This window comes from Pseudomonas sp. Tav-5-1A (assembly GCF_055755055.1).
On sequence record NZ_CM146901.1, the window covers coordinates 5682582 to 5696489 of the forward strand.

General features: G+C 65.9%; 11 protein-coding genes. 5 read left to right on the top strand and 6 right to left on the bottom strand.

Translation table 11 applies throughout. The features are described from left to right. Positions 1-13: 13 nt before the first annotated feature. From AC0J42_RS26180 to mreB, 6 genes are all read right to left on the bottom strand, one after another. Complete coding sequence (locus AC0J42_RS26180; protein WP_473004465.1) at positions 14-3826, bottom strand: YhdP family protein; 3813 nt, start codon at positions 3824-3826, stop codon at positions 14-16. Positions 3827-3890: 64 nt separating this feature from the next. After that, on the bottom strand, positions 3891-5348 hold the full coding sequence (gene rng, locus AC0J42_RS26185) for a ribonuclease G (protein WP_416426889.1): 1458 nt from the start codon (positions 5346-5348) through the stop codon (positions 3891-3893). A gap of 89 nt (positions 5349-5437) precedes the next feature. Beyond that, entirely contained in the window at positions 5438-6037 is a 600-nt protein-coding gene (locus AC0J42_RS26190; protein ID WP_473004466.1) for a Maf family protein, read from the bottom strand. A gap of 52 nt (positions 6038-6089) precedes the next feature. Continuing rightward, positions 6090-6581: a rod shape-determining protein MreD gene (mreD, locus tag AC0J42_RS26195; protein WP_416426891.1), complete on the bottom strand. Its 492-nt coding sequence runs from the start codon at positions 6579-6581 to the stop codon at positions 6090-6092. Next, entirely contained in the window at positions 6581-7609 is a 1029-nt protein-coding gene (mreC, locus tag AC0J42_RS26200; protein WP_473004467.1) for a rod shape-determining protein MreC, read from the bottom strand. The genes mreD and mreC overlap by 1 nt, the downstream gene beginning before the upstream one ends. A gap of 189 nt (positions 7610-7798) precedes the next feature. Then, entirely contained in the window at positions 7799-8836 is a 1038-nt protein-coding gene (mreB, locus tag AC0J42_RS26205; protein ID WP_008371426.1) for a rod shape-determining protein MreB, read from the bottom strand. 222 nt (positions 8837-9058) lie between these two features. On the opposite strand from mreB, the gene gatC reads away from it, so the two are divergent. The 5 genes from gatC (at position 9059) to AC0J42_RS26230 (ending at position 13894) form a co-directional block, all read left to right on the top strand. Then, positions 9059-9346, top strand: coding sequence for an Asp-tRNA(Asn)/Glu-tRNA(Gln) amidotransferase subunit GatC (gene gatC, locus AC0J42_RS26210; protein ID WP_008371428.1), 288 nt, complete (start codon positions 9059-9061; stop codon positions 9344-9346). An 18-nt stretch (positions 9347-9364) separates the two neighbouring features. Next, positions 9365-10816, top strand: coding sequence for an Asp-tRNA(Asn)/Glu-tRNA(Gln) amidotransferase subunit GatA (gene gatA, locus AC0J42_RS26215; RefSeq protein ID WP_473004469.1), 1452 nt, complete (start codon positions 9365-9367; stop codon positions 10814-10816). Between the two features lie 12 nt (positions 10817-10828). Beyond that, positions 10829-12274, top strand: a complete 1446-nt coding sequence (gene gatB, locus AC0J42_RS26220; protein ID WP_473004470.1) for an Asp-tRNA(Asn)/Glu-tRNA(Gln) amidotransferase subunit GatB — start codon at positions 10829-10831, stop codon at positions 12272-12274. Between the two features lie 141 nt (positions 12275-12415). Further along, positions 12416-12787 carry a septal ring lytic transglycosylase RlpA family protein gene (locus AC0J42_RS26225; protein ID WP_416426893.1) on the top strand — a complete coding sequence of 124 codons (372 nt, stop codon included), beginning with the start codon at positions 12416-12418 and terminating at the stop codon, positions 12785-12787. Positions 12788-12841: 54 nt separating this feature from the next. Further along, the gene (locus AC0J42_RS26230; RefSeq protein WP_416427469.1) at positions 12842-13894 is read left to right on the top strand and encodes a calcium/sodium antiporter; all 1053 of its coding nucleotides are present in this window, start codon (positions 12842-12844) and stop codon (positions 13892-13894) included. Positions 13895-13908: the final 14 nt, after the last annotated feature.

Genomic DNA, 13908 nt, shown 5'->3' on the forward strand with positions numbered 1-13908 from the left:
GCTCCTGCTGCTGTCAGTTCGCTTTCTGGAAGGGCTTGTCGAAGGTAATCTTAGGCTCTTTCCACGGCCCTTCGACCTTGTATTGCACGCTGGCGAAGCGCGCCACGCGGTCGCCCAGCAGCTTGTCGACCAGGAACAGCGCGCCACCCACCGCCGGCGCGCCCACCAGCAGCGCGGCGATCGGCAGGTTGGTGGTCACCGGCAGGGTCACCAGCAGCTTGGCGTCGACCCGGTCCTGGTTCATGTCCAGGGTGCCGTTGAGCTCGAGGTTGGTGGAGGGGCCGGTCATGGTGATCGGCTCGCGGGTCACGTAGACGCCGTTGCTGGCCACCAGCAGGCCCTTGACCTTGTCATAACCCAGGCCCTTGCCCACCAGGTCGGAGAAGTCCAGGCGCAGGCGGCGGCCAATGGAGTTGAAGTTCAGCAGGCCGAATACCCGCAGCGCCTGGGCGCCACCATCAACCTCGACGAACTGGCCACGGTTGAGCGTGGCATCCAGGCTGCCCGAGAAGCGCTTGAGCGCGGCCCAGGCCGGCGACCCCGGCCAACTGCCGTCCACGTTCAGCTCGAAGTCCTGGCTGGTGGTGCTGGGCGCGTAGCCCCAGGCCTTGAGCACATCGGCGAGGTTCTTGCCCTTGAGGCTGCCCTTCAGCCAGCTGGCGGAATTGCCCGGCGCGCCTTCCCAACTGCCCTGCCCCACCAGGCTGATTCCCTTGAGGCCCAGGTCCAGGTCCTTGAGGGCGATGCCCTTGCCGTTAGGACGAATTTTCAGCGCCCAGGCGCCCATCAGGTCGTTGCCCTGCCACAGCTTGAGGATTTTCACGTCCACGGCGGGAATCTTGCGCGGGTCCACCGAGGCCAGCGGGTCGGGGGCGTTCTCGTCGGTCACTGCTTTCGGGTCAGGGGCCGGCAGGTGCACGGCCTGCATGTCCACCAGGATCGGCATGCCCTTGGCGTCCGGCAGGCTGGCGGTGCCGGTGAGCTGCTTGGCGTCCACCGACAGGTTCCAGGCGCTGGAGCTGCGGTTGAGCATGACCCGGGCCTGGTCCAGGTCGAAACCGAAGCCGGTGACCTTGCCGATCTTCAGGTCGACGCTGTTCAGGGCCTGGCGAGCGCTGCCACCGGGGTCGTCACCGGCGTAGCGGTCGACCTGGGCTTTCCATGGCGTCACGTCCAGGCTGTCCAGCGTACCGCGCACCCGCAAGCCCTTGTCGGCCGGCAGTTGCGGCGTGCCGCTGCCCAGCAGCAGTTCGCCACGGCCGTCGGCCAGCTTGCCACCGGGCGCCAGGTAGCTGAGCATGGCCAGGTCGGCGTAGCTGGCGTCGATGCGCCGGTCGGCGCCCTGCAGGTTCATCTGGAACTGGGCATCGCGGGTGTCGCTGGCGGCCTTGCCGTAGGGCGCCGGCAGGTCGATGGCCAGGCCCTTGAGGTCGCTCTTGATGCTTAGCTGGCTGTTGCCGCCCAGGTTGACCTGCAATTGGTACGGCAGGTCGCCGGAAGCCGGCAGGTTGGGGTTCACCTGCAGCCAGTCGGTGAGTTTGCGCAGGGCAATGCTGCCCTTGGCGGTGATACGGGTCAGCGGGCTGCCCGGCTTGCCCTCGGCGAAGATCTGCGCCGTGACAGGCCGGTCGAAGGCCTGGGCGGCGATGTTCTGGCCGCTCAAGCCCTTGTCGAAGTCGAAGCGGAAGTTGCCCTTGAGCTGGCTGAGGTCGAGGGCCGGCTCCTTGATCTTCAGGTCGGCGCCCTGGGTGTTGAAGTCGACCACCACCTTGGGCTCCTCGCCCTTGACCAGCGGAATGTCGAGGTTCAGGTTGCCCTGCAACGGCCCCGTGCCCTGCCAGCCGGCGAAGATCGGCCCGGTGCCGATGGGCGCGTCCTGGAGGATCTTCACGCCGTCGCCCAGGCTGCCGTCGAAGTCGCCCTTCACGTACAGGTGCGCGTGCTGGTCGGCCGGCACGTGGGGCACGGTGACCTCGACGTTGCTGACCTGGGTGTCGAGCAGTTGGCCCTTGCTGGCGAGGATGCGCACGTCGCCGTCCTGGATGAACACGTCGCCCGCCACCTTCGACACTTCCGGCCAGCCCGGCTGGAACGCCAGGCGGGCGTCGTGCACCTTGAAGTACAGAGTAATGCTGCGCGAATGGTCCGGCGCCGCGTGGCTCAGGGAGCCCTGGTACTGGAAGTAGCCCTGGTCCACCGCGCCTTCGAGGATGGCCGTGCGCAGCCAGTGGTCCACCGCCGGGCTGAGCACCTGGGGCAAATACTTGGAGGTGAAGCGGCCGTCGCCCTGGGTCAGGCCCACGCGCAGGTCCATGTAGGGCTCGACGTCGTCGTGGAACGGCAGGCGAATCAGGAAGTCGCCGGCGATGTTGCCCTCGTCGCCCTTCACCTTCAAGTAAGGGGCAACCAGGGTGAAGCCGTCCTGGTTGATTTTCCAGGTCAGGCGCGCGTTGGACTGGTGGTAGTACCAGGGGTTGGCGAAGATCGGGTACAGGTGCAGCATGAACTGGTCAGTGGCCAGGCGCAGCTCGCCCTGGCCCAGGTTGCCGCTGATGGCGCCACTGACACCGCCCGCCGCCGGCGCACCGTGGGTGGCCTGGAAGCCGACGTTGTCGAGGTTGGCGGCGAAGCTCAGGCGTTCGTCACCGGTGGCCTGGGGGCGGTAGTCGAGCAGCACGTTGCGCAGGCCGCCGGTGACCTTCAAGGCATCAATGACCGCGGCCACTTTGTCCGGCACCGGCACCAGGGCGTCGAGCACCGGCGTGATCGGCGTCAGGTCGAGGCGGTCGGCCTGCAGGTGGTAGTTCTGCAGGGTGCTGTCGGTGGCGTCGGCCTGGCGCAGTTGCAGGTGCGACTCCCAGCGGGTCTTGCCCAGGCTCATGGCCAGGGAATCGACCGTCACGTCATAGCCGCCGCTGCTGCGCTGGAACCAGGCATTGAGGGCCAGGTTGTCGATACTTATGGCCTTGCGGTCGGCGTAGGCGCCCTTGAACGTCGGTGCGTTGAGGCGTACTGCCGCGCTTTGCAGGGCCCCCTTGCCCCACTGTGCCCACAGCTCGCCACCGGCTTTGAGCTGGGCCAGCTTCCATTGCTGGGTGAGCCGCGCCGGCAACCAGCGCGCCCAATCACTCTGGGGCAGGCTCAGGTAGGCCTGGGCTTCACCATCCTGCCAGTGGGCGGCGTCGATGCGGGTGCGCAGGCTCAGCGCCAGGGGCTGGCCATCGGGCAGGGTCAGGCGCAGGTCCAGGCGCTGGCGGCTGAAGCCGCTGGTCAGGCTGGCCCCCACGTAGGTGAGGGTCATGGGCGCATGGTCGTAGGGCTCCAGGGTCAGTTGGCTGTCGAGCACCGACAGCTTGCTGACCTGCTGCATGCGCTGCAGCACCTGCCCCGGGTCCATGGGCCCGTTGTTCTGGGCCGGCAGGCCCTTGAGCGACCACTGGCCGTCCTGGCTTTCCTCGGCGGTCAACTGCAGGCCGCTGAGTTCAAGGTGGGCGATGCGCAGCGAGCGGCTGCGCAGGCTGGCCCACAGGTCGGGCACCACGCGCACCTGGTCCAGGCGCAGGGCGCTGTCGCCCTCGCCCACCATCACGTCGCGGGCCATCAGCACGGGCGCCATGCCGCTCCAGCGCCCCTGCAGGGCACCGATGCTCACCGGCAGGCCCAGGGCCTCGCTGGCCTTGTCCTGGGCATCGTAGCGGTACTGTTCGACCAGGGGCACCAACTGCCGGCCCAGGCTCACGTACACCGCCACCAGTACCAGCACCAGGGCACACAGCCCCAGGCCCCAGCGGGTCAGCGCGCCCAGCAGGCGGGTCAGGCGCGCCATGCGCGGAGGGTCCCGGAACAGGCAGTCAGGTCAGTGGCGCAAGGCCATGCGGGGGTGAACGAAATCAGAGCAGCACCACGTCGTATTGTTCCTGGGAATACATGGACTCTACCTGAAAGCGAATGGTTCGCCCGATAAAAGCCTCGAGCTCGGCCACATTGCCCGATTCTTCATCCAGCAGGCGGTCCACCACTTTCTGGTTGGCCAGTACTCTATAGCCTTCGGCCTGGTAAGCACGTGCTTCGCGCAGGATTTCCCGGAAAATCTCGTAACAGATCGTCTCAGGGGTCTTCAGCTTGCCGCGCCCCTGGCAGCTGATGCACGGCTCGCATAGCACCTGTTCCAGGCTTTCGCGGGTGCGCTTGCGGGTCATCTGCACCAGGCCCAGCTCGGTGATGCCGATGATGTTGGTCTTGGCGTGGTCGCGCTCCAGCTGTTTTTCCAGGGTACGCAGCACCTGGCGCTGGTGCTCTTCATCTTCCATGTCGATGAAGTCGATGATGATGATGCCGCCGATGTTGCGCAGGCGCAGCTGGCGGGCAATGGCCGTGGCCGCTTCCAGGTTGGTCTTGAAGATGGTCTCTTCCAGGTTGCGGTGGCCCACGAACGCGCCGGTGTTGACGTCGATGGTGGTCATGGCCTCGGCCGGGTCCACCACCAGGTAGCCACCGGACTTGAGCGGCACCTTGCGGTCCAGCGCGCGCTGTATCTCGTCCTCGACGCCATACAGGTCGAAGATCGGCCGCTCGCCGGGGTAGTGCTCCAGGCGGTCGGCGATCTCGGGCATCAGCTCGGCGACGAACTGCGTGGTTTTCTGGAAAGTTTCCCGGGAGTCGATGCGGATCTTCTCGATCTTGGGGCTGACCAGGTCGCGCAGGGTACGCAGGGCCAGGCCCAGGTCTTCGTAGATTTCAGTCGGCGCGCCCACCGTCTTGATCTGCAGGCCGATCTGGTCCCACAGCCGGCGCAGGTAGCGGATGTCCATGAGGATCTCGTCGGCGCCGGCGCCCTCGGCAGCGGTGCGCAGAATGAAGCCGCCAGCTTCCTTGATACCTTCCTGGGCCACGCAGTCGCTGACCACCTTCTTCAGGCGCTCGCGCTCGGCTTCGTCCTCGATCTTCAGGGAAATGCCGACATGGCTGGTGCGCGGCATGTACACCAGGTAGCGCGAGGGAATCGACAGCTGCGTGGTGAGACGTGCGCCCTTGGAGCCGATGGGGTCCTTGGTGACCTGCACCACCAGGCTCTGCCCTTCGTGCACCAGGGCGCTGATGGTTTCCACCGCCGAGCCTTCGCGCAGGGAAATTTCCGAGGCGTGGATGAACGCCGCGCGCTCCAGGCCGATGTCGACGAACGCCGCCTGCATGCCCGGCAGCACGCGCACCACCTTGCCCTTGTAGATATTGCCGACGATGCCGCGGCGCTGGGTGCGCTCGACATGGACTTCCTGCAGAACACCGTTCTCTACCACCGCCACGCGCGATTCCATTGGCGTGATGTTGATCAGAATCTCTTCACTCATGGCAGGGTCTCGTCAAAGGTAGTCACCGAAAATGATGGATTACGCCGCGCTTGTCGACGTTTCCATTCTCACAGGCTGGCGGCGGCCGCTCAGCCTGTCTGTTGGCCTTGCCAACAGGGTATGCCGAAATGGCCCAGCAGGTCTGCGGTTTCGCACAATGGCAGGCCCACTACCGCAGAATAACTGCCGGCGAGGCTTTCGACGAATATCGCGGCCAGGCCTTGGATGGCGTAGCTGCCGGCCTTGTCCCGGGGTTCGCCGCTGGCCCAGTAGGCGCGCGCCTGCTGCGCGCTGATGGGGCGGAAACGTACGCGGCTGCTGACGCTGCGCACCTCACGGCGCTGGCCCGACACCAAAGCGATGGCGGTCAGCACCTGGTGCTCGCGCCCGGACAGCGCGGCGAGCATGGCCAGGGCATCGGCTTCGTCCACGGGCTTGCCGAGGATACGGTCATCGAGCACCACCGCGGTGTCGGCGCCCAGCACCACGGGGGCGGGGTCGGCAGCGTCCAGCAACGCCAGGCCGGCCAGGGCCTTGCCCAGCGCCAGGCGCTCCACATAGGCCAGCGGGCTTTCGCCGGGCAGCGGGGTTTCGTCGATGGAAGCGCTCAGGGGCCTGAAGGCGACGCCGATCTGGGTCAGCAGTTCACGCCTGCGGGGGGAGCCGGAAGCCAGGTACAGCGGGTGCATGAGGACGTCTCCCTGTCGAAAATCGAATGCCGGGCGCCAGCCCGCGCCGCGCTCAGTTGATACCCAGGCGGCGACGCAGGCCCCGCAGGGCGAAGCTGACCCATGGCCACAGCAGTGCACTCATCAGCGCCGGCAGCAGCAACGCCAGGGTGGGCTGGCGGTTGCCGGTCAGGGCGCTGAGCCACAGTTGGGCCAGTTGCCCCAGGCCGAAGATCACCAGGATCACCAAGCACTGCTGCCATACGTGGAAGGTGCGCATGCGCTGCGCCAGGGACAGGATCAGGAAGCTGATCAGCGTCAGGATCAAGGCGTTCTGCCCAAGGTAGGTGCCGTACAGCACGTCCTCGGCCAGGCCCAGCAGGAACGCCGTGGTCATGCCCACCTTGTGCGGCAGTGCCAGGGTCCAGAAGGTCAGCAGCAGGGCCAGCCACAGCGGCCGGAGGATTTCCATGAACTGCGGCAGCGGCGACACGCTCAGCAGCAGGCCGAGGACGAACGTGAACCAGACGAACCAGCCGTTGCGCGGCCGGGTGCTATTGACCATCAGTGTCTCTCCCGGGAGGTGCCATGGGCACTGGCGGCCGGTTTCGCCGGCGCGGCGGCAGGCGTGGTGGCCGGCTTGGCCGCGGCAGCCGGGTGCTCGGCAGCGGCCGGCGCAGGCGTTGGCGCAGCGCTGGCAGCCGGGGCTGCGGCCGGCGCGCCGGGCACGCCTGCCGTGGCGGTCTGGCCCTGGTGGTCAGCGGCTTCCTGGGCCTGGGCGGCCTCGGTGGCGCGCTGCTCGGGCGAACGGCTGTCGGAGAACACCAGCAACAGGTAGCGGCTGCGGTTCAGCGCCGCCGTAGGCACCGCGCGGACGATGGCGAACGGCTGGCCGGAGTCGTGGATCACTTCCTTCACCGTAGCCACCGGGTAGCCGGCCGGGAAACGCTGACCCAGGCCGGAGCTGACCAGCAGGTCGCCTTCCTTGATGTCGGCGGTGTCCGCTACATGGCGCAGTTCCAGGCGCTCCGGGTTGCCGGTGCCGCTGGCGATGGCGCGCAGGCCATTGCGGTTCACCTGCACCGGAATGCTGTGGGTGGAGTCGGTCAGCAGCAGCACGCGCGCCGTGTAGGGCATCAATTCCACCACCTGGCCCATCAGGCCGCGGGCGTCGAGCACCGGCTGGCCGAGGAACACGCCGTCGCGCTCACCCTTGTTGATCAGGATGCGCTGGGTGAAGGGGTTGGGGTCCATGCCGATCAGCTCGGCCACCTCGACCTTCTCGTTGACCAGCGCCGAGGAGTTCAACAACTCGCGCAGGCGCACGTTCTGCTCGGTCAGGGCCGCCAGCTTCTGCAGGCGACCTTGCAGCAGCAAGGCTTCGGTCTTGAGTTTTTCGTTCTCGGCCACAAGCTCGGTGCGGCTGCCAAACTGGCTGGCCACGCCCTGGTACAGGCGCTGGGGCAGGTCGGTGATCCAGTAGGCCCGCATCAGCACCAGCGACGCCTGGCTGCGCACCGGCTGCAACAGGGTGAAGCGCGCATCCACCACCATCAGGGTGATGGACAGCACGACCAGCACCAACAGGCGCACGCCCAGCGAGGGGCCCTTGGAGAAAAGCGGTTTAATAAGCCGCTCCTCCCAGGCTGATGTTCATTGGCTCATTCATACGGCTTCAAACCGGCCCGGATGCAGATTGACAGAAATGCGCCAACGACAGGCGCAGGCCCGAGGTCGACAGCGCAAACTGTAGACCGGGCCCCGTGGTTGCCGCCAGCGAAGTTATTCGCTGGAGAGCAGGTCCATGGTGTGCTTGTCCATCATTTCCAGGGCACGGCCACCACCGCGAGCCACGCAGGTCAGCGGGTCTTCGGCAACGATCACCGGCAGGCCGGTTTCCTGGGCCAGCAGCTTGTCCAGGTCACGCAGCAGGGCGCCACCACCGGTCAGCACCAGGCCACGCTCGGCGATGTCGGAAGCCAGTTCCGGCGGCGACTGCTCCAGGGCGCTTTTCACGGCCTGGACGATGGTCGCCAGCGACTCCTGCAGGGCCTCCAGCACTTCGTTGGAGTTCAGGGTGAAGGCACGTGGCACGCCTTCGGCCAGGTTACGGCCGCGCACGTCGACTTCACGCACTTCGCCGCCTGGGTAGGCAGTACCGATTTCCTGCTTGATGCGCTCGGCGGTGGATTCGCCGATCAGGCTGCCGTAGTTGCGGCGCACGTAGGTCACGATCGCTTCGTCGAAACGGTCGCCGCCCACACGCACGGACTCGGCATACACCACGCCGTTCAGGGAGATCAGGGCGATTTCAGTGGTACCACCACCGATGTCGACCACCATCGAACCGCGGGCTTCCTCGACCGGCAGGCCGGCACCGATGGCGGCGGCCATTGGCTCTTCGATCAGGAACACTTCGCGGGCACCGGCGCCCAGCGCCGATTCACGAATGGCACGACGCTCCACCTGGGTGGATTTGCACGGCACGCAGATCAGCACGCGCGGGCTTGGCTGCAGGAAGCTGTTCTCGTGAACCTTGTTGATGAAGTACTGGAGCATCTTTTCACAGACGCTGAAGTCGGCGATCACGCCGTCTTTCATCGGACGAATGGCTGCAATGTTGCCCGGTGTACGGCCCAGCATGCGCTTTGCCTCGGTACCGACGGCAACAACACTTTTCTGATTTCCGTGGGTCCGGATGGCCACTACCGAGGGCTCATTCAGGACGATACCGCGCTCACGCACGTAAATAAGGGTGTTGGCAGTGCCCAGGTCGATGGAAAGATCGCTGGAAAACATGCCACGCAGTTTCTTGAACATGGGAAAGTGACCCTAGGCAACGCGTGGGTAAAAAAGTGCGGCAAACTCTAACAACGGCGGGGATTTTGGGCAAGGCGCCAATATGTTAAATTGGCTGTTTTTCCGAGCAGGCCCTCACTCAATCGCGGCCATATGACCGTAGAATTGGCGTTCTGTTCCGACAATCTAACACACGGACTGACACTTCATTCGATTCCGTGCTGTTTTCCACTGGAGATACCCATGGCGCTTGATCGCTCCGACGTGGAAAAAATCGCTCATCTGGCCCGCCTGGGCCTGAATGAAGCCGATCTGCCACGCACCACCGACGCACTCAACAGTATCCTGGGTCTGGTCGACCAGATGCAGGCGGTCGACACCAGCGGCATCGAGCCCCTGGCCCACCCCCTGGAAGCCAGTCAGCGCCTGCGCGCCGACCAGGTCACCGAAAGCAACCATCGCGAGGCTTACCAGGCCATCGCGCCTGCGGTCGAGAACGGCCTGTACCTGGTTCCGAAAGTCATCGACTAAAAGGGAAAAGAGCCTGCCATGCATCAAATGACTCTGGCCGAGATCGCCCGCGGTCTCGCCGACAAGAAGTTTTCCGCCGAAGAGCTGACCCGCACCCTGCTGGCGCGCATCGCCCAGCTGGACCCGCAGCTCAACAGCTTCATCACCGTCACCCCGGAGCTGGCCATCGCCCAGGCCCAGGCCGCCGACGCCCGTCGCGCCGCCGGTGAAACCGGTGCCCTGCTGGGCGCGCCGCTGGCCCACAAGGACCTGTTCTGCACCCAGGGCGTGCGCACCAGCTGCGCCTCGAAGATGCTCGACAACTTCACCGCCCCCTACGACGCCACCGTGGTGTTGCGCCTGGCCAAGGCCGGCGCGGTCAGCCTGGGCAAGACCAACATGGACGAATTCGCCATGGGTTCGGGCAACGAGAACAGCTTCTACGGCGCGGTGAAGAACCCGTGGAACCTGGCCCACGTACCGGGCGGTTCGTCGGGTGGCTCGGCCGCTGCAGTGGCAGCTCGCCTGCTGCCAGTTGCGACAGGCACCGACACCGGTGGCTCCATCCGACAACCGGCAGCTTTTACCAACCTGACCGGCCTGAAACCGACGTACGGTCGTGTGTCGCGCTGGGGCATGATCGCCTACGCGTCCAGCCTGGACCAGGCCGGCACCTTCGCCCGCACCGCCGAAGACTGCGCGCTGCTGCTGCAAGGCATGGCCGGTTTCGACCCGCAGGACTCCACCAGCATCGATGAGCCGGTGCCCGACTACAGCGCTGGCCTGAACGGCTCGCTGCAGGGCCTGCGCATCGGCGTGCCGAAGGAATACTTCGGCGCCGGCCTGGACCCGCGCATCGCCGACCTGATCCAGCAGAGCATCAAGGAACTGGAAAAGCTGGGCGCCACGGTCAAGGAAATCAGCCTGCCGAACATGCAGCACGCCATTCCGGCGTACTACGTGATCGCCCCGGCCGAAGCCTCGTCGAACCTGTCGCGCTTCGACGGCGTGCGCTTCGGCTACCGCTGCGAGAACCCGGCCGACCTCACCGACCTGTACAAGCGTTCGCGTGGCGAAGGCTTCGGCAGTGAAGTGCAGCGCCGCATCATGGTCGGCGCCTACGCCCTGTCGGCCGGCTACTACGACGCCTACTACCTGCAGGCGCAGAAGATCCGCCGCCTGATCAAGAACGACTTCATGGCCGCGTTCCACGACGTCGACGTGATCCTGGGCCCGACCACGCCGAACCCGGCCTGGAAGATCGGCGACAAGAACGCCGACCCGGTCGCCGAGTACCTGGAAGACGTGTACACCATCACCGCCAACCTCGCCGGCCTGCCGGGGCTGTCCATGTCCGCCGGCTTCGTCGATGGCCTGCCGGTGGGCGTACAACTGGTGGCACCGTACTTCCAGGAAGGTCGCCTGCTCAACGTCGCGCACCAGTACCAGCAGGCAACTGACTGGCACACCCGCTCGCCCGAAGGCTTCTAAGGAGAAACTCACATGCAATGGGAAGTCGTCATCGGGCTGGAGATTCACACCCAGCTCACCACCCAGTCGAAGATTTTCTCCGGCAGTTCCACCACGTTCGGCTCCGAGCCCAACACCCAGGCCAGCCTGGTAGACCTGGGCATGCCCGGCGTGCTGCCGGTGCTGAACCAGGAAGCGGTGCACATGGCGGTCAAGTTCGGCCTGGCCATCGACGCCGAGATCGGCCAGCACAACGTGTTCGCCCGCAAGAACTACTTCTACCCTGACCTGCCCAAGGGTTACCAGATCAGCCAGATGGAACTGCCGATCGTCGGCAAGGGCCACCTGGACATCACCCTGGAAGACGGCACCGTCAAGCGCATCGGCGTGACCCGTGCGCACCTGGAAGAAGACGCCGGCAAGAGCCTGCACGAAGACTTCAACGGCCTGACCGGCGTTGACCTGAACCGTGCCGGCACGCCGCTGCTGGAAATCGTTTCCGAGCCGGACATGCGCAGCGCCAAGGAAGCCGTGGCCTACGTCAAGGCCATGCACGCGCTGGTGCGCTACCTGGGCATCTGCGACGGCAACATGGCCGAAGGCAGCCTGCGTTGCGACTGCAACGTGTCGGTACGCCCCAAGGGCCAGGTCGAGTTCGGCACCCGCTGCGAGATCAAGAACGTCAACTCGTTCCGCTTCATCGAGAAGGCCATCAACAGCGAGATCACCCGTCAGATCGAGCTGATCGAGGACGGCGGCAAGGTCATCCAGCAGACCCGCCTGTACGACCCGAACAAGGACGAGACCCGTCCGATGCGCAGCAAGGAAGAAGCCAACGACTACCGTTACTTCCCCGACCCGGACCTGCTGCCGGTGGTGATCGAGGACGCGTTCCTGGACACCGTGCGCGCCACCCTGCCCGAGCTGCCACCGGCCAAGCGCGAGCGCTTCCAGAGCCAGTACGGCCTGTCGGCGTACGATGCCAGCGTGCTGGCTTCCAGCCGCGAACAGGCGGACTACTTCGAGCAAGTGGTAGGCCTGAGCGGTGACGCCAAGCTGGCCGCCAACTGGACCATGGTCGAGCTGGGCAGCCTGCTGAACAAGCTGGGCGTGGAAATCGAGCAGTCGCCGGTCAGCGCCGAGCAACTGGGCGGCATGCTGGTGCGCATCAAGGACAACACCATCAGCGGCAAGATCGCCAAGATGGTCTTCGAAGCCATGGCCAATGGCGAAGGCAGCGCCGATGAGATCATCGAGGCGCGCGGCCTGAAGCAGGTCACCGACAGCGGCGCCATCGAGAAGGTGCTGGACGAAGTGCTGGCCGCCAACGCCGAGCAGGTCGAACAGTACCGCGCCGCCGACGAAGCCAAGCGCGGCAAGATGTTCGGCTTCTTCGTGGGCCAGGCCATGAAAGCCTCCAAGGGCAAGGCCAACCCGCAACAGGTGAACGAATTGCTGAAAAGCAAACTCGAAGGCTGATGCGCCAAGGGGGCACCACAGCTCCTGAATGGCGCCCCCGTAGCAGCTGCCGCAGGCTGCGTCCGGCATCACCTCGGTGAAACGCCGGACGCAGCCTGCGGCAGCTGCTACGGGGCTCAACCTATTCCTGGAGATTGCTGCATGCTGCGCCTGGTTGCCCCCCTCCTGCTACTCACCCTCCTCGCCGGCTGCGCCAGCCACGACATCGACCCCCGCGGCTACGATGAAACGGGCACCGCCAGCTTCTACGGCGCCAGGCACCAGGGCAAGCGCACCGCCAGCGGCGAGCGCTTCGACCAACACGCCATGACCGCCGCCCACCGCCGCCTGCCCTTCGGCACGCGCGTGCTGGTGACCAACCTTGCCAACAACCGCAAGGTCGAAGTGCGCATCAACGACCGCGGCCCCCACACCCGCGGGCGCCTGATCGACCTGTCACATGCCGCCGCAGAACAATTGGGCATGATCGGTAGCGGTTCGGCCAAAGTGCGGGTACAAAGTCTGAGCGACTAGGCCTCAAACCGGAGCTTTACCATTTTCGACCTGGACTCCTTTACCGTCTTCAGCCTGCTGCAACTGGCTGGCGGCCTCGTGCTGCTTATCCTCGGCGCCGAACTGATGGTGCGCGCCGCCGTGCGCCTGGCCGCCAGCTTCAAGGTGCGCCCGCTGATCATCGGCCTCAGCGTAGTAGCCCTGGGCAGCAGCGCGCCGCAGATGGCCGTCAGCCTGCAGGCGGCGTTCAGCCACGCGCCCGACATTGCCGTGGGCAGCGTGTTCGGCAGCAATATCTTCAACATCCTGGTGACCCTGGGCCTGTGCGCGCTGATCATTCCCCTGCGGGTGTCGCGCCAGCTGGTGCGCCTGGACATCCCGCTGATGATCAGCGCCAGCGCCCTGGTATTCGCCATGGCCCTGAACCAGACCCTCGGCCGCCTGGAAGGCGCCGTGCTGCTGGTGGGCCTGGGCGGCTATTTCGCCCTGCTGCTGCGCCAGTCCCGGCGCCACCACCGGCCCCGGGTGCACACCCACGCCGTGGAACGCCAGGGCCCACCACCGTGGCTGAGCAGCGCTGCCATGACCCTGGCGGGCCTGGGCCTGCTGGTGTGGGGCGGCCACCTGATCCTCGGCGCGGCGGTTGAACTGGCCACCGACTATGGCTTCTCCGACCGTATCATCGGCCTGACCATCGTCGCCGTGTCCACCTCGCTGCCGGAACTGGCCACCTCGCTGATCGCCGCCATCCGTGGCGAACGCGAGATTGCCGTGGGCAACGTCATCGGCAGCAACCTGTTCAACCTGCTGGGGGTGCTGGGCCTGACCGCCGTCATCGCGCCCACGCCGCTGTCGGTGTCGCCCAACGCCCTGGACTTCGACCTGCCGGTGATGCTCGGCGTGGCCGTGCTGTGCCTGCCACTGTTCTATTCGGGCTACCGCATCACCCGCGCCGAAGGCCTGGTGCTGCTGGGGCTGTTCGCCGCCTACGGGCTGCACGTGATCACTTTCACCACCGGCATGCCCCTGGCGGGCCGGCTGGAACACCTGATGCTGTTCTACGTACTGCCGGTGCTGGGCCTGTTCGTGCTGGTCAGCACGCTGGTTGCCTGGCGCCGGCAACATTGAGAAAGGAGAAGCTG